This is a genomic window from Methylobacterium sp. AC690 (genome assembly GCF_979256535.1).
In genome coordinates this window covers 221,239-238,066 of record NZ_CEEDOX010000003.1, presented here as the reverse complement: position 1 = coordinate 238,066, position 16,828 = coordinate 221,239, and the positions used below count along the sequence as shown (strand labels likewise).

The window sequence follows — 16,828 nt, the reverse complement described above, 5'->3', positions numbered from 1 at the left end:
CACGCGGCTTACGCAACCCGGCTCGGGGCGCGAAGGCGCCAGATCACCGCCGAGCGCTCCGCAGGATCGAGGGCGATGCGGTGTGATTTCCCACGTAGCTCGAACTTGTAGCCGAGCAGCAGGTCCTCGACCTCGACAGCCCCGTCATCGGGCTGGCCGAGCAGCCACAGCGGCACCTCGTAGGTGCATTCCTGCCGGTTGCGCGGATCGAGGTTGACCAGCACGAAGATGCAGTTGTCCCCCTCCGGCGTCACCTTGGCGTAGCCGATGATCTGGTCGTTATAGGCGCCGGTGAAGACGACGTTGCGAAAGTCCCACAGGGCCGGGTTGTCGCGCCGGATCTGATTGAGCTTGATGATATGGTCACGGATGTTGCCGGGTCGGTGGTAATCCCAGGCCTTCAGCTCGTACTTCTCGGAGTTGAGGTATTCTTCCTTGCCGGGATAAGGCTCGGCCTCACACATCTCAAAGCCGTTGTAGATGCCCCAGACGCTCGACAGCGTAGCGGCGAGGGTTGCGCGTACGACGAAGCCCGCCCGTCCGCTGGTCTGCAGGTAGATCGGATTGATGTCGGGCGTGTTGGCGAAGAAGTTGGGACGATAATAGTCGCCCATCTCTCCTGCCAACTCGGTCGAATAGGCGATCAGATCTGCCTTGGTGTCTCGCCAGGTGAAATAGGTGTAGCTCTGCTGGTAACCCGCCTTGGCGAGCTTCTTCATCATCTTCGGCCGGGTAAAGGCCTCAGCGAGGAAGATCACGTCGGGGTAGCGGGCATTGACCTCGGCGATCATCCACTCCCAGAACGGGATCGGCTTGGTGTGCGGATTGTCGACCCGGAAGATCCGGGCGCCCAGTTCCGCCCAGCCCATGACGATGTCGCGCAGCTCGATCCAGAGGGATGGCAGCGCGCCACCGTAGAAGTGGACGTTGGAAATGTCCTCGTACTTCTTCGGCGGGTTCTCGGCGAACTTCAGGGTGCCGTCGGGACGCCACTCGAACCACTCCGGGTGGTTCTTGATCCACGGATGGTCCGGCGAGCACTGGATCGCGAAATCGAGGGCGATCTCCATGCCGTAGGCGTGGCTCGCTGCCACGAGACGTCGGAAGTCGTCGAGGGTGCCGAGATCCGGATGAACGGCCTCATGTCCGCCCTCCTCCGAGCCGACTGCGTAGACCGAGCCGACATCCCCGGGCAGCGCCTTCAGGGTATTGTTCTTGCCCTTGCGGTTGGTCTTTCCGACAGGATGGATCGGCGTGAAATACAGAACGTCGAAGCCAAGTTCGCGGATCTCCGGCAGACGCCGGATGACGTCGTCGAAGGTGCCGTGGCGGTTGACGTCCATTGATTGGGAGCGCGGGAAGATTTCGTACCAAGCCGAGAAACGGGCCGCGAGACGATCGGCGATGACCGGCACGTTGACCGGATAGCGCGAGAGGTTGATGCGCGGGGCATGCTGGCGGATCAGATGCGCGTTGGCAGGTGCGAGCATCAGGTCGAGTTGGCTCGCCGAGCCGGACGGCTGAGCCTCGAGGTCGCCGACGAGGGCCTTCAGGCGGCCGCGATCCGAACCCGCCGCATTCTCGGCCGCTCCCATAACGAAGGCGACACCCTCGATGGTCTCCAGTCGGACGTTGACCCCGGCATCGCGCTTCTTCAGGGTGTCGCGCACCCAGGACGAATACCCGTCTCGCCAGGCCTGGATCGTGAACTCGTAGCGGGCATTGCGAAGGAGCGGGAAGTGACCGCCCCAGCGGTCGTTGTCGATGAATACCAGGCGGTCGGACCGCCATTCGGTCTCACCCATGACCCGTGACAGGATCTCGGCGTCGATGATCTCGTGGCCGTCGCTGAAAATGTCCGCGGTAACGTGAACGCTTTCGCCCACCACACGCTTGACCGCCGACCGGCCGCCATCGAGCTCCGGCATCACCGCCTCGATGACGACGCGACCCTCACCCGTCGGTGTGCTCGGCCTCGGCATCGCCTTCACGCCTAAGCTTTCCGCGGCGAGGATGCGGACTTCTCCCGGTGCCAGGGCAAGGGCAACGCCTGGGCGAAACTGGATGGGCTCCGCCTCCGGCGTCCGATCGATGAAGTCACCGAGCATGCCACCTGTCCGGGCCAGAAGGGCTTCCGGCGCCACCGGCACCGAGGCCTCCGTCGGATTGTACAGCACCAGCGTGGCGCTGCGCGCGGAGGCGCCGTGTCCGGTGTCGAAGCGCAGCAGAGCCGTGTAGGCCGCGTCGGGTGACGAAATCCGCGCCTGGGCACCCTCGACATTGGCGGCCGGCAGTTCGGCCCGCAGGGCATTGATCGCCGCGATCGAAGCCGAGATGTCGACGCCAGTATTTGATTCGCGTGCTTCCGGCGTCGTCTCGACCACGTGCAGCGCACGCTGGTAGCCCCACTCGTACCCGATCGGCATGAGCACACCAGCGGAGAAGAATGCGGATAAGGCGTAGCGTGCCGTCAGGTGACGGGCGATGGCGGCCGCGTCGCCGTCGAGGTCGGCGGCCAAGCGGGCCATGTCGTGATTCTCGGGAAAGGCGATGGAGGGCGCGATAACACGCAGGCGCTCGTACTGGTCGAGCGCCCAGGAGGCCTTGAGGTCCCACCAGGCGAAGCTGTTGAAGAGGTAGTCAAACCCGGCTCCCGCGGTGGACTGGGCTTCCTCGAAGGTGCAGCCAAGGGTCTCGGCCGCAAACAGGCAATCCGGCTCCAGTGCCTTGGCCGCACCGATCAGGTCGCGCCAGACCGTGGCCGGGACCTTGTAAGCGGCGTCGCAGCGGAATCCCTGCACGCCGAGATCCTGCAGGCGGTTGACGTAGCCCGACCAGAGGGCGGTGAGTTCCTGGCGCGCGCCTTCGGAATGATAGTCGAGTTCGGCGAGGTCGCCCCAAACCGTACGGATCGACGGATCGTCCGGATCGACCGCATAGGGGCTTTCGATCTGGCCTTCAGAATCCCGCACAAACAGATCCGGGCGTTGAGCGGCGAGCGGACCGTCCATGGCGGTGTGGTTGATGACGAGATCCGTCATCACACTCAGACCCTGCGAAGCGGCGGCGGCGCAGAAACGTCGAATCTGCTCATCGTCCGAAGTGCCGTCCTGGTCGCGGAAGCGCTCGTCCAGGCGGTCCGGATCGGCCACGGCGTAGAGGCTGCGCGATCCACCGGTCTGGTGGAAGGGATTGAGATAGACCCAGTCGAAGCCGAGGGCAGCGATCCTCGGCAATTCAGCGGTCCAGGCAGACACGCGTCCGACGAGAAGTGGGAAGAGGTTGTAGATGCGCGGCCCCTCGGCGCGGGGCGCGAGGGTAGCGGGAAGCGGCACCTGACCGGCTGCGGTCCGCTGGGCGGCGGTCGTTGCGGGGCTGGGTGCGTTCATGCGAGCTCCATTTCGTCTGTGCGTGCACGGATCGGAACCCCGATAGGGGCCGCCTGAGCCGGCGAGCGGCTGTCCCGAGGAGGGTCAGCCGTGTCGAGGAAGGTCGATCCCTTCCCCATATCGATCGTGTCGGCGCGCCCCCGGTTTGGGGGCGCGTTCGACCCGCCGTCAGCGGATCCGCTTCAAGACGGCATAGGGCAGACGCGTGAAGGCCCGTTCGAGTTCGATCCGGCCGTCCTCGGAAACAACTTCGTCGCCGGTGACGAGATCGATCCAGGCTGAGCCTGGCATCACCGCCACGCTCGTCCCCGCGAAGGCTTCACTCGACCAGATGGCGTCACCGATGAGACCTGAGACGAGTCGCGGGACCGCGACCACGAGATCGCCCTCGCCCGTCGTCGCATCCGAACGTGTGAATGCGATGACATGCCCCGCCTGCGGACCGGACGCCGGAAGGGCCTGATAATCGGCATCGGCGTAGAAGCTCGGCCGGACGGCGCGATCTGCCAGGAGCCTAGCAAGGGTCGCCTGCTTCACGCGTCCATCCGTCCAGTGTGGCAGGAGATCGGCGGTCGGCAAGCCCTCCTCAAGGGCCCTGGTCAGGGCCGGGTAGTTCACGGGGCGGCGGTTGTCGGGGTCTACGAACGAGAAATCCCAGAACTCGGTGCCCTGGTACGTGTCGGGCAGGCCCGGCAGGGTCACCTTCAGTACCGTTCGTCCCAAACCGGCGATCATGCCGAGATGGGCGAGGCGCTTCGCGAACGGGCGCAGTTGCGCCAGGAACGCGGACCCGGGTGCGATGAGGCCGCCGAAGAGCGTGTGAACCGCACCCTCGTATTCCTCGTCGACGTTGACCCAACTCGACCGCCGCTTCGATTCGCGCAAGGCCTTCTCGGCATAGGCGTCCAGGCGATTGCGGAAATCCTCGATCGCGGCCGGATCATCCGCCTCCAGCAGTTCGAGCGGCCATGCACCGAGGATGGCCTGCAAGAACATCCACTGGTCATTGGCGTCCGGCACCGGCTCCTTGTCGATCACCGTCAGATGGGGCTGGGCGAGGTTCGTCCAGGTGTCCCAGGCCATGGCCCAATCCTGCGGGATTTCCGACAGGGCGAGCAGGCGCGAGCGGGCATCCTCGCCGCGCTTGGTGTCGTGGGTCGCGGTGGTGATCATCGCGTTCGGCCAGTCGCGAGCCCGCGCCGCCTGAAGCGCATGGAAATGCTCCGCGTCGAGGCCGTATTCACCCGGATCGCCCCCGACCTCGTTCAAGGCGAGGAGCTCGGCGAAGCGATAGAACAGTGTGTCCTCCAGGCTCTTGGCCATCACCGGACCGGTGAGCTGCTGGAAGCGGCGGCGGAAACGCAGGATCACCTCCGGGTCCGGCCGACCCGGTCCCGTCACGTCGATGCGGCCGAGCATGGCGTCGGCGGCGAAGTCGTGCACGGAACGGTCCGGCAACGCACTCCAGCGCTTGGCCTTCTTCACCGCCGTCTCGATGAGACGGATATCCTCGTCCTCGACATCGCTTTCGTCGAGGTCGCCCGGCAGGTAACTGCGATAGGTCGGGAAGCGGGCAATGATCTCGATCAGCGCCCGACGAATGGCATTGACCGAGAAGTCACGGGTCCGTCGGTCGGCATCCGCTACAGCCTTGAGGTCGGAGGTCATCACCTCGAGCTCGGAGGCGAAACTAATCTCCAAGATCTCGGCCTTGGCCGCCCGCAGCATGAACTTGTACGGCTCGTCGAACTGCGTCCGGCTCTCGTAGAGCTTGCGGATCTCGGCGCGCTTGCCTTGATCGACGAGGATGCCGTCGAGCTGATTGAGGACGTCGTACCCGGTGGTGCCCGCCACGGGCCAGGGACGCAGGCGCTCACCGGGTTCGAGGATCTTCTCCACCACCACGTAGAAGCCTGGGCCGATGGCAGCCTGCAACGCGCGCGCGTAGCCGAGCGGATCGGCGAGACCATCGATGTGGTCGATGCGGAGACCATCGATGCGTCCGGCTTCGATGTGGCGGAAGATCGTCTCGTGCGAGCGCTGGAAAACGTCGGATTTCTCGACGCGCAGGCCGGCGAGGCCGTTCACGTCGAAGAACCGGCGGTAATTGATGTCGCTCGCAGCGATCCGCCAATGGGCGAGGCGATAGGATTGCTGCTCGAGAAGGCGGTGCAGCGGACCGAAGCTGTCAGGGTGCCCCTTGGCGCCGTTGAGGAGCTTCAGCGTGCGACCGATTGCGGACGCGATGGCCGGAGAGGCTTCGACGGCCTCGACGAGGCGGTCCTTGAGTTCTTCGGCTTCCGCCGGGAAAGCACGACGGCGCTCGTCGCTGGTCTCTTCCCCCATGAGGCGCAGGCGCTCCGAGATGCCCAACACCTCGAGCGCCGCCGCGTCCTCGATGTCGCCGAGTGCCGCGAGCGAGCGGTTCAGGATCGTCGGATACTGGAGCGGGCAGATCGGAAATTCGTGCTCGTAGTGCCAGATGCTGAACGCGCCCTTTTCGGGATCGAATTTCAGCTCCAGAGTCCCTTTCTCCAAGGCCTCGCCGTAGCGGTCGCCGAGGAACGGCACCACGAGCTTGTTCTTGGCGCCGAGCCGCGACCAGTCGATGTCGAAGGCTTCGGCCGAGGGCGAGAGCCCGCCCCATTCGAGCACTGAGAGCCACCAGGGATTGTCGGCGCCGCCGACGCCCATGTGGTTCGGCACGATGTCGAGGAGGAGCTTGAGGCCGGCCCCATGCAGCGCATCCGAGAAGCGGGCGAAGCCCTCTTCTCCGCCGAGTTCCGGGTTGATCGTCGAGTGGTCGACGATGTCATAGCCGTGCGTCGAGCCGGGACGGGCCTTCTGAATCGGCGAAGCGTAGACGTGGCTGATGCCGAGCTTGGCGAGGTACGGAACGATCTTCTCCGCATCCGCGAAGGTGAAGTCCTTGTGGAACTGGAGGCGGTAGGTCGATCGGGGCGGAGCCGATGCGAGGCGCGCGGCGCCCGAGCGCGGACCGCGATCCTCGGCGGCGAGGGAGGCCGCAAGCTTGGCGAGGGGTCCCCCGGGGGCGGCGATGCTTTCCAGGGTGCGATCGAGTTTGCGACGCCAGTTCGGGTAGCCTTCCGTCGAGCCCGGCACATTGGCCTGAGACAGTTCGGAAACGACGTCCTCATACTGGACTGCCGTCAGCATGGAGGGCGCACGCCCGAGATAACGGGCCGCAGCCTCGAACGGGGCAGCCTCGGGCGGATCGTAGCTCGGCAGCAACTGCTCCGAGGCGAGCGCTTCGGTGAGACGGGTGCGCTCCTCGACGCGCTCGCGGCGCTCCGCATCGGCGCGCTCGGAATCGTAGAGCCCGAGCGCCTGGCGCGTGTCGGTGTCGACGCCCCGCCACCATCCGACGAAAGTCGGCAGATCGTGGGTGGTGATGGCCGTGAGGGCATCCCGAGGATAGGCCGCCGGCGGCTTGAAGCGGGCGCCCTGCTCGCGCTCGAAGGCGAGGATCCGGTAGCTGAGGATGCCAGCTTGCATCAGGGCGTCGGAGAAGCCTTCCGGGGCGGTCCCAAGATCTTCAGCGATCACCAGGCACTTCGCACGGTGGCTTTCGAGGCGCAGCACCGCGAGCATCGGCTCGAAGGGCATCGCAACGTAAGCCCCTTCCTTCGCCGAGCGCCCGACCGGGATCAGGAACAGGCGTGCGAGCTGAAAGGCGTGATCGATTCGGATCGCGCCCGCATGGCGCATGTTGGCCACCACCAGGGCACGGAAGGCCGCAAGCCCGTCGCGCTCCATTTCGAGGGGATGGAAGGCTGGCAGGCCCCAATCCTGGCCCTTCGGTGCCAACAGGTCCGGCGGCGCCCCGATGGAGACACCGTTGGCGAACCGCTCGGGATGCGACCAGATTTCCGAGCCGCCCCGGTCGGCGCCGACGGCGAGGTCGCGGTAGAGCCCGAGGCGCATGCCGGTGGCGAGCGCGGTGTTGGACGCATCTTCCAGCTGGCGATCCGCAAGGTACTGCAGCCAGATGTGATAGGTCACGGTCTCGGCATGGGTCTCGGCGAAGGCGCGGACGGCTTGCGTTCCGTTGCGGCGCATCTCCTCCGGCCAGTCGCCGAGCCACTGGGCGCCCTGTGCCTGATAGTGCTCGGCGAGCGCCTCGAAGGTGCCGTGCGCTTCAAGGTCCTCCCCGCCGGCGGCTCGGAAGGCGGCAAAGTCCGCATCCATCCCGGCGCGCGCCGCAGATTCCTGCCAGAGGGCCTGCAGCACGGGCGACAGCACGGCCCAGATGCCGGCATGCTCGACGAGCTTGGCCTCCCGCAGACTCTCCACCCGATCTTCCATGGAGGCCAGCAGTGCCGCCGCCTTCGAGCCCGCGAAGCCCGGCAGGGCACCGGGCTCGATGAAGAGGATTTCGAGGAAGAGCCGCGACGACGGCGAGTAGGGCGAGATCTTCGTGCGATCGGTGGCGAACAGCGCGTGGACGGGGCTGAGGCCCAGGAAGGACGCGCCGCGCAGGCCCGCATCCCGCGCCGCCCGCCCCGCATCGGCGTAGGAGCCAATCCCGAGGTTGTCGGGCGAGCGAAGGCCGTAGAGCTGTGCCGCGAGACCCCAGTCGCGGGCGCCCTCATCCGCATAGGCCCGCGGGCGCCAGCAGCGCTGTGGCGCCGAGATCACCCAGGAATCCGAACGATGTTCACCGAGGGTGACGGAGAGGCGATGATAGCCTGGGGTAAGCGGTGGCAACTCGAAGCTGGAGCCCGTGACCGCGACACGACCCTCGCGGTGATGTCCTCGCTCGTCGACCAAACGCCAGGACAATGTCCCACTGGCGCCTGCCACCTGAATCGGGACGGTGGTGGCGCGACGGGCCTCGGCCGGCAGAAGCGGCGGGATGAGCCCGCTTCGCACGGTCGCAACCTCGGCGAGGCTCGCGGCGATGTCCGTGTCGGTTTCGACGGCAAAGCCGAGGGCAGCGATCATCCCACGCCGAACCTCGAGGGCGGTCTCTACAGGCTGTCCGAAGGCATCGGTATAGCCGGCAGCGACGCCGAGGAGGTCGGCGAGGCGTTCGAGGTCGCGGCTCATCGATTCACACCCGTCAGAAAGACACCCGTCCAAGACGGAAGTTGGATTGATTCGTTGCCCGAACCGCTCGACCAGATGACCTGGCCGCCACTGCGTTCGACGGTGAAATCAGCGTTGCCGACATTGGCGACGAAACGCAGCCAGCCGCCCGCATAGGTCCAGGTGCAGTCGACGACGTCGGGCCGCGGTAGGGTCGACCTTGCGCCGACATATCGGGTCTTCGTCAGGGGCACCACGCTCTGGTGCCGGATCTGAAGCAGATTGCGCGTGTCCGCCAGCACCGCGCGGTGAGCCGCCTCCGAACGCTCGGCCCAGTCGATCCGTGAATCGGTAAACGTCTTCGCTTCAGTAGGATCTGGGATCACCGACGTATCGTCGGCGAAGGCTGCGAAGCTCTTGAACTCCCGGCGGCGTCCCTCGCGAACAGCCTTGTTCAGCTCCTCGTCCGGCGCGAAGTCCACGAAGAAGAGGAAGGGCGCGGTCGACGACCACTCCTCGCCCATCCACAGCATCGGGATCTGCGGGCTGAGGAGCAGCCCAGCCCGGGCGAGCGCAAGCCTCTTCGGATCGGAGAGGGCGCTCAGCCGCTCACCCAGCGCCCGGTTTCCGACCTGATCGTGGTTCTGCAGGAACGTGACGAAGGCTGACGGCGGCAAATGGGAGGACGGCTCGCCGCGAGGATGGTTATCCAGGGTCGGGAAGGGCTCGCCCTGATAGGCAAAACCTTCCGACAAGCAGCGGGACAAATGCTCGACTGGCCTGTCAGCGAAGCTCGCATAGTAGCCGGCATCTTCGCCGGTGAGGAGCACGTGCCAGCAATGGTGCAGGTCGTCGGCCCATTGCGCATTGTGCTGGATCGCCTGCCCCTGCGTATCGCGCTCAAGCCAGCGTGCCTGGTTCGCCTCGTTCTCAAGGACAAGGTGAATGTGGCGGTCCGGCAGTCTCGCGCGGATGGTTTCGGCGAGCTCTCCGATGAAGTGCTTTTCAGAATCGTCGAGGATCGCATGGACTGCATCAAAGCGCAGACCATCAAAATGAAATTCCTCGAGCCAATACAATGAATTCTCAATGAAGAAATCGCGGACAACTCGCCCGCTGGTCTCGCCGTCGTAGTTGATCCCGGCGCCCCAGGGCGTCTGATGTCGCTCTGTAAAAAAAGTCTTGGCGTAAGCGTTCAGGTAATTCCCGGCTGGGCCAAAGTGGTTGTAGACTGCATCCAGGAAGACCATCAGCCCAAGGGTGTGCGCCTTGTCGATGAGGCGCTTCAAGTCGTCTGGTCGACCGTAAACGCTGTCCGGCGCGTAGGGCAGGACTCCGTCGTAGCCCCAGTTGCGCGTACCCTTGAAGTCCGCGAGCGGCAGCAATTCAATGGCGGTTATTCCGAGGTCGCGCAGGTCCTCGAGCTTACCTTCCAGCGCTGCGTAAGTGCCTTCTGGCGTCGCCGTCCCGACATGGAGTTCGTAAAGCACGACCTCCTCCCAGGGGCGTCCGGTCCAAGTGGCGTCGGCCCAATCGTAACTGCGCGGATCGATCACCTCGCTGAGACCTGAGACGTCTTCTGGCTGAAACCGTGATGCCGGATCCGGTACGATCAGGTCGCCGTCGATGCGATAGCCGTAGCGTGCACCGCCGCCGGCTCCTGCAACGGTGAGCCGGCGCCAACCTTCCTTGCCGTCCGGCATCGGATGGTCCGCTCCGTCGAGGACCAAGCTCACCTCTTGAGCCGTCGGGGCCCAGAACGCGAAGCGAACTCCGTCCTTCACCACTTCGCTGCCGAAAGCCATGCTGTGGGCGCGCCGCATCAAGCCACCATCATCCGTCTGCTGAATTCGTCTTGGGGACGTGAGCGTCCGTCGCACCTTGCAGAAGCCGGCGCGCACCATGTTGTTCCCTGCGGGATCACCGTCGAGGTAAGGCGTGGTTTGGCGGCGACAACCACTGGCCGGAAGAGTTTTGTGCGCCGCACCGACTCCTCGGAGCCGATCCCGGCTCGGTCTGACTCTTGCCTCATGCGGGTTGGAGCGGTTCCCCGCGCTGCAGGGTCAAAGATGAAAGAAGCTGATGCGGTGCTGGTCCTGGCGAGGGCCAAGCTGAACTTCGCACGAAAGAGTCACGGAGAGCGTTGCTGGGACGCTGCCGGCGCCGACGACCACCCGACCTTCGAATGCCCTTTGCTGCCCCTTTCGGATGCTGAACGCGAGGAGTTCCTCGAACAAGCGCGACATGAACTGCGTTCCGAGGGATCGACGGGGTGAACCCCGTTCGAGGCCCGGCCGGGGTCTCAACCTGCTCTCTGCTTATCCCCGATAAGCCGAGGCCGGCCTCGCGCGCAGCACGTAGATCGCTTGTGCATCGAGGCGAACGCCCGCGCCGGGTGGAAACAGGGCCTGTCCGGCCGGCACAGAACCGGTCTGTTTCGTCGTGTCGAAAACAAGCGTCCAAGGGCCTCCGATGATCGGTGCCAGGGTAAAATCGCAGGGCTGTTCGGCCGCATTGATGAGGATGAGCAGGCGATCCGCCTGCGGCAGATCATTGCCGATCTGCATACCGAAGGCTTGCCGGTCGGAATCCGCCCAGTCTCCATCGTCCATCTCAGTCCCCCCCGGGGCGAGCCAGTGAACGTCTCGGAGAGGCCCATCATCGACCAGAGCGCCTGTGAGATAGTCGCGCCGACGTAGGGCGGGTTGCTCGCGGCGGAGACGCGTCAGGTTGCCGACAAAGGTCGCGAGGCTGAGATCCGGATCGTTCTCCCAGTCCATCCAGCTGATGGCATTGTCCTGGGCGTAAGCGTTGTTGTTGCCGCGCTGGCTCCGCGAGCGCTCATCGCCCATGAGCAGCATCGGCACGCCTTGCGCCAGGAACACCGTAGCCAGGAGATTGCGCTTCTGGCGGGCTCGCAGGTTGAGGACGACGGGATCGGTGGTGTCCCCCTCGACGCCGTAATTGCGCGAGAGGTTGTGTCCATGCCCGTCGCGATTGTCCTCGCCATTGGCAAGATTGTGCTTCTCTTCATAGGCCACGACGTCCGCCAGCGTGAAGCCGTCATGGGAGGCAGCGAAGTTGATACTCGACAGGGGCCACCGCCCGGAGGCCGCAAAAATTTCACGTGAACCCGAGAGCCCCTGCGTGACCTTGGCCAGGGTGCCACGATCGCCGCGCCAGAAGCCTCGGATGCTGTCGCGGAACTGATCGTTCCACTCGCTCCAGCCGCGGGGATAGCCACCGAGCTGGTAACCCCCGGCGCCGATGTCCCAGGGCTCGGCGATCATCTTCACAGGGGCAAGAACGGGATCCTGCGCGACGGCCTGGAAGAAGGCGGCCTTGGGGCAGAAATCATGGGGGTTGCGACCGAGACTTGTCGCCAGATCGAAGCGGAAACCGGCGACGCCGTAGGCCGTCACCCAGTGCCGCAGAGAGTCGAGCACCATCTGCATGACGCGCGGATGGTCAAGGTCGAGTGTGTTGCCACAGCCCGTGCAGTCGATCTCTTCGCGACGGTTGTCCGGTTTGAGCTTGTAGTAGCTGGCGTTGTCGATGCCGCGAAACGATAGGGTCGGGCCGGCGTGATCGGCCTCCGCCGTATGATTGTAGACGACGTCGAGGATCACCTCGATCTCAGCGGCGGCAAGCTCCCGGATGGCCGCGCGCAGACCACCGATTCCGGCCGGCCCACGGTAGCGCGGATCGGCAGCGAAGTAGTTCAGCGGTGAGTATCCCCAGAAGTTCACGAGGCCCTGGTCGACGAGGAAGCGGTCGTCGGCGAAGGATTGGATCGGCAGGAGCTCAATGGCGGTGACGCCCAACTTCAGAAGATGCTCGATGATCGCCGGATGGGCGAGTGCTGCATAAGTGCCGCGTGCCGCTTCCGGCACGTCCGGGTGTGTCTGCGTCAGGGCCTTGACGTGCGCCTCGTAGATCACCGTCTGGGACAAGGGTCGACGGACCGGGCTCACCGCAAGATCAGGCACCTCCGGCGGCGTGACGATGCCGCGCGGCATGAAGGCGGCACTATCGCGCCGGTCGATCTGGTCGGCACGCTGCAGGCCGCGGCGATGGCCGTACAGGGAGTCGTGCCAGCGGATGCGCCCCTGGATGTCGCGAGCATAGGGGTCGAGCAACAGTTTGGCAGGGTTGAAGCGGTGGCCCTGGGCCGGGTCCCAGGGACCATGGACGCGGTAGCCGTAGAGTTGGCCCGGGAATACGCCGCGCAGGTAGCCGTGCCAGACGTCGTCGGTGCGGCAAGGTAGGCGGATCCTCCGGGTTTCATGGCGCTCCCCCTGATCGAACAGGCAGAGGTCGACGGCCGTGGCATTCTGCGAAAACAGCGCAAAGTTGACACCGCGCCCGTCGAAATGCGCGCCAAGCGGCGCCGGCACGCCGTCATCGACGCCGATCATGTGGTCAGTTGCGATCAAGTAGCTGATGTCGTCCCGGGTTTAGGCGCCGCCAGGTGACGCCAACAGATCATTCCGCAGCGGCTGCAGTACGGGGTGGCTCCCGCTCGATCGTTCGAAAATTCTCGAGCTCGGCCATGAAGTTGCGCGCCCACCAATCCACGTCCTCGCGCGTCATGCGCTCGACCATGGGCTTCCAGCGTTCGAGGCGTTCACCACGCGGCATGTAGAGCGCCGTACGGATCGCCTCGGCAACCTCGAAGCGGTCGTAGGGATTGACAAGAAGCGCTTCGGGCAACTGCCGCGCCGAGCCGGCAAACTTCGACAGGACGAGGACGCCGGGATCCTCTTCGGTCTGTGCGACGACGTATTCCTTGGCGACCAGATTCATGCCGTCTCGCATCGGTGTCACGAGGCCGACCCGCGCCGCACGATAGAGGCCCGCCAGGACGGGGCGGGGATAGGCCTTGGTAACATACTGGATCGGCGTCCAGTTCGGTTCGCCCAGGGTCCCGTTGATGTGCCCGACGGTCTCATTCACCTCGCGGCTGAGATCCTCGTATTCCGGAACTTCGGTACGCGATTTCGGGGTGATCTGAAGATAGACCACGTTCCCGCGCTGGTCCGGGTTCGAAGCGAAGAACCGGTCCACCGCCTCCATTCGCTCGGGCACACCCTTCGAATAATCGAGCCGATCAACGCCGATCAGAAGTTTGCGTGTCCGCAAACCCGCCATGGTCTCACGCACGGTGCGGTTGGAACCGGCATTCTCGGCCGCTTCCTTGAAGCCGGCCACATCGATTCCGATCGGGAAGCTGCGAATGCGCGTGCGGCGCCCGTCCACCATCAAGGAGCCGCCACCGAGGGGGATCGCTCGCAATTCGTCGATCAGGTTGCGCGTCAGGTTGTGCACATCCGGATCGGTTTGCAGGCCGATCAGGTCATAATCGGCGATGCCGCGCAGGAGGTCTCCGCTGGCGGGAAGCGTGTTGAATACGTCAGCCGCCGGCCACGGGATGTGATGGAAATACCCGATTGGATTAGCGATACCGAGACCACGAAGCTCGGAGGCCAGGGGCAACAGGTGGTAGTCGTGCACCCAGATGATGTCGTCGGGTTCCACGAGGTTTGCGAGGGCTCGGGCGAAGATGCGGTTCACGCGCTGGTAGCCGGCATAATCGGACCGCGAGAAAGCTCCGAGACCGAGGCGGTAATGCATAATCGGCCAGAGGGCCCGGTTGGCGAACCCGCTGTAATATTCCCGATGATCCTGCGGTGACAGATCGACCACGGCGTAACTGATATGCCCCCGATCGATCAGAGTCGGCTCGCTGGAGGGGTTCTCGACGACATTGCCGCTCCAGCCGAACCAGAGACCTTCGTAAGCGGTGAACGCCTCCTTGACGGCGACCGCGAGGCCACCCGCCGCAACGGCTTTTCCCCCTTCCTCGGGGATTGCAACGCGGTTCGATACGATGACGAGACGTGCCACGAAGCCGGCTCCGGTCCTCACGGGTCCCGCGCAGAATTGCGCGCGACCAGAATGATACATTGGGTGAACGCGCGGAAGCCGAGCGCGATCCGTCGGTGTAGCCAAGCGCGTTCGATGGACCTGGGTCAAGACCTGAGTGCGTGGGGTTCACGGCAAACAAACGCGCTTCCAAATGCGTCCTGTCGCATTCCAGCGCGCGCCTTTGCAAACCTCACACCTCACCGACCGTCCAGCGGTCAAGCTTCTGCGGCTTACCGATGGGTGGCTGAACGGAGGCTGACGCGGGTCGGGTTAAGCCTTGGTCGAGACGCGCTGCCCGCAAGCGGAACCCTGTCTCTTCCGCTGCTGTTTAACCGTCGCAAATGCCAGTTCTTTTTCACTCGTGCCGAGGAGTATCCCCGTGACCGCAAACCAACCTACAGGCCCCATGGGCGCGGAGCCGGCGAACCAGACGGCCGACTGGAAGGCCCTGCGCGGCGATGTCGAGGGAATCGCGGATGTCGCAGCGGAGCGCGGGCGCAGCTTCGTAGAGTCTGCGCGCTCACATGCCACGGACTACATCGACCAGCGCAAAGGTGACGCCGCACGGTCCGTGACTGACCTCGCCAAGTCCGTGCGGGAGTCGAGCAAGACGTTTGAGGCACAACCGAACATCCGTGCCTTCTTCGACAGTGCCGCTGATGGTCTCGAACATCTGGGCTCCTCGATCGAGGAACGCAGCTTCTCCGAATTTTATGAGGATGCGGAAGCGTTCGCGCGGCGCGCGCCCGTGGCGGTTGCGGTCGCGACCTTCCTTACCGGCTTCGTGGTGGCCCGCTTCATCAAGTCGACGAGCGCCGCACCCCTGGACGACACCTACCCGACTCACCATCGCCTCTAAGGACCGTTCGATGACCACCGGTCCGCAATCCAGCATCCAGGGCCTGATCGGCGACGCCCTGCGGGAAACCAACGAACTCGCGCGAAAAGAGATTGCTCTCTTTCGCAACGAGATGACCAGCAACGTCCGAGCCTTGTTCATCGGGCTCGGGCTCCTCGTCGGCGCTGCCGTCTTTGGCGTCGTCGCCCTCTTCGTCCTCGTCGACGCCCTGGTGAAATGGCTTGCCACCGTCGTTCATTCTGAAGCGCTGGCTGCCTTGATCGTCGGCGGTGTCCTCCTCGTCATTGCGGTGGCCCTGGCCCTGATCGGGCGGAATGCCATGTCGCTCTCCACCCTCGCCCCCGTCCGGACGACCCGCCAGGTCCGCGAGGACGCCCGTACGTTGTCTGAGAGGGTCTCGGGATGACCGAATCGTTGAACGATCTTGAGAAGGACATCGAGGCGAGCCGCGCCCGCCTCGACCAGACGATCGACCAGATTCAGGAGCGCCTCTCGGTCTCCAGCATCGTCGACGAGATGCTGGGCAATGCCCGGCGTACGCCTCTCAGCGGCGCCTATGACGGGGCTTTGGAGGCTGTCCGGCGCAATCCGGTTCCGGTGCTCCTGATCGCCGCAGGTGTCGGCTGGCTGATTCACCGCATGTCCACCAACCAGCCGACGCCGGGGGTTCGCCGACGCGCGCGCCTCGCGGTCGACGGCCTCCCCGTGACGAAAACTGGTGCAGACCGCGTCTACGACCCAGACCTCCCGACGCAGCATCCCGTGAACCATCTCACCAGCGAAACGCAGATTTAAGCTCTCGTTGGCGATCACACATGATTTGACCCGGCCCCCGCGGCCATCGGCGACCTTCAGGAGTAACCCATGAGTTCGACCCAGAAACCCGGTGACGAGCACCGCTCGCTCCCGGACGATATCGCCCTCGCCGCCGGGATGCCGCGTGGCCATCAGGTGGAAGGCTCTCTGCACGATGTGCCCAGCCCTACATCTCAACACACAGGCACTCAAACCCACAGCATCTACACGACCGAGGGAAGCCATACTTCGTCGACCTCCGATGCAATGAAGTCGCGCGCCAGCGACCTCCGCGACCGTGCATCCGAAACGGCAGCCGACGTTCGAGACCAGGTGTCCGACAAGGCCCAGGACCTGCGCGACCGCGCCTCGGATGTCTACGACGACGCCCGAAGCTGGGCCTCGGACACCCGCCAGGAAGGGCGACGTCGCATCAACGATCTGAGCGAGCGCGGCAGCGCGCGTTTTCAAGATGGTCGCTCGGCCGTCGAGGACTTCGTTTCCGAGAACCCGCTGCTCGTCGGCGTGGTCGGTCTCGCGGCCGGTCTCCTGATCGGCGCCTTGCTTCCGCGGACGCGTACCGAGGACGAGAATGTCGGTCCCTGGGCGGACGAAGTGCGTGACCAGGGTCTGCGCTACGCACGCGACGTCACCCATCGCGGTCGCGAATTCGTGGCGAGCGCCCTCGATCCAGAGAACCTCAACGCGGCCGTCCAGCGGGCTGCCGGGAGCGAGCAACCCGGGAACCGGGATCAGGGTCAAGCTTCGTCTCCCGCCTCCGCGCCTAAGCCTCATTGAACCGGACCAC

10 protein-coding genes are annotated in these 16,828 nt (G+C 64.9%); 4 read left to right on the top strand and 6 right to left on the bottom strand.

What is annotated here, in order from left to right; translation table 11 throughout:
- Positions 1-8 precede the first annotated feature (8 nt).
- The 6 genes from AC0IY1_RS05155 to AC0IY1_RS05130 form a co-directional block, all read right to left on the bottom strand.
- Entirely contained in the window at positions 9-3,389 is a 3,381-nt protein-coding gene (locus AC0IY1_RS05155) for a maltotransferase domain-containing protein (RefSeq protein ID WP_471768103.1), read from the bottom strand.
- A 168-nt stretch (positions 3,390-3,557) separates the two neighbouring features.
- Complete coding sequence (locus tag AC0IY1_RS05150; RefSeq protein WP_471768101.1) at positions 3,558-8,459, bottom strand: malto-oligosyltrehalose synthase; 4,902 nt, start codon at positions 8,457-8,459, stop codon at positions 3,558-3,560.
- Positions 8,456-10,261: a malto-oligosyltrehalose trehalohydrolase gene (gene treZ / locus AC0IY1_RS05145; RefSeq protein ID WP_471768250.1), complete on the bottom strand. Its 1,806-nt coding sequence runs from the start codon at positions 10,259-10,261 to the stop codon at positions 8,456-8,458. The genes AC0IY1_RS05150 and treZ overlap by 4 nt, the downstream gene beginning before the upstream one ends.
- Positions 10,262-10,501: 240 nt before the next feature.
- Complete coding sequence (locus AC0IY1_RS05140) at positions 10,502-10,684, bottom strand: hypothetical protein (protein WP_055954934.1); 183 nt, start codon at positions 10,682-10,684, stop codon at positions 10,502-10,504.
- A 72-nt stretch (positions 10,685-10,756) separates the two neighbouring features.
- On the bottom strand, positions 10,757-12,856 hold the full coding sequence (gene glgX / locus AC0IY1_RS05135; RefSeq protein WP_471768100.1) for a glycogen debranching protein GlgX: 2,100 nt from the start codon (positions 12,854-12,856) through the stop codon (positions 10,757-10,759).
- Positions 12,857-12,923: 67 nt separating this feature from the next.
- Positions 12,924-14,345 (bottom strand): alpha,alpha-trehalose-phosphate synthase (UDP-forming), encoded by a 1,422-nt coding sequence (locus tag AC0IY1_RS05130; protein ID WP_055954941.1) that lies wholly within the window; start codon positions 14,343-14,345, stop codon positions 12,924-12,926.
- 400 nt (positions 14,346-14,745) lie between these two features.
- Here AC0IY1_RS05130 and AC0IY1_RS05125 point away from each other — a divergent pair, with 400 nt between their 5' ends.
- The 4 genes from AC0IY1_RS05125 to AC0IY1_RS05110 all read left to right on the top strand — a co-directional run bounded on the left by AC0IY1_RS05125 (position 14,746) and on the right by AC0IY1_RS05110 (position 16,818).
- Positions 14,746-15,225, top strand: a complete 480-nt coding sequence (locus AC0IY1_RS05125; RefSeq protein ID WP_471768098.1) for a hypothetical protein — start codon at positions 14,746-14,748, stop codon at positions 15,223-15,225.
- A 10-nt stretch (positions 15,226-15,235) separates the two neighbouring features.
- A complete protein-coding gene (locus tag AC0IY1_RS05120; protein WP_055954947.1) occupies positions 15,236-15,631 on the top strand; it encodes a phage holin family protein in 396 nt (131 codons plus the stop codon).
- Positions 15,628-16,020, top strand: coding sequence for a DUF3618 domain-containing protein (locus AC0IY1_RS05115; RefSeq protein ID WP_055954949.1), 393 nt, complete (start codon positions 15,628-15,630; stop codon positions 16,018-16,020). Before AC0IY1_RS05120 ends, AC0IY1_RS05115 begins: the two co-directional genes overlap by 4 nt.
- Before the next feature lie 69 nt (positions 16,021-16,089).
- Complete coding sequence (locus tag AC0IY1_RS05110; protein WP_082513137.1) at positions 16,090-16,818, top strand: ElaB/YgaM/YqjD family protein; 729 nt, start codon at positions 16,090-16,092, stop codon at positions 16,816-16,818.
- Positions 16,819-16,828 lie beyond the last annotated feature (10 nt).

Excerpts from the sequence above, each read along its gene's own strand:
- AC0IY1_RS05155 (WP_471768103.1), bottom strand. The coding sequence starts at position 3,389 with ATGAACGCACCCAGCCCCGCAACGACCGCCGCCCAGCGGACCGCAGCC.
- AC0IY1_RS05150 (WP_471768101.1), bottom strand. The coding sequence starts at position 8,459 with ATGAGCCGCGACCTCGAACGCCTCGCCGACCTCCTCGGCGTCGCTGCC.
- treZ (WP_471768250.1), bottom strand. The coding sequence starts at position 10,261 with ATGCGGCGCGCCCACAGCATGGCTTTCGGCAGCGAAGTGGTGAAGGAC.
- AC0IY1_RS05140 (WP_055954934.1), bottom strand. The coding sequence starts at position 10,684 with ATGTCGCGCTTGTTCGAGGAACTCCTCGCGTTCAGCATCCGAAAGGGG.
- glgX (WP_471768100.1), bottom strand. The coding sequence starts at position 12,856 with ATGATCGGCGTCGATGACGGCGTGCCGGCGCCGCTTGGCGCGCATTTC.
- AC0IY1_RS05120 (WP_055954947.1), top strand. The coding sequence starts at position 15,236 with ATGACCACCGGTCCGCAATCCAGCATCCAGGGCCTGATCGGCGACGCC.
- AC0IY1_RS05115 (WP_055954949.1), top strand. The coding sequence starts at position 15,628 with ATGACCGAATCGTTGAACGATCTTGAGAAGGACATCGAGGCGAGCCGC.
- AC0IY1_RS05110 (WP_082513137.1), top strand. The coding sequence starts at position 16,090 with ATGAGTTCGACCCAGAAACCCGGTGACGAGCACCGCTCGCTCCCGGAC.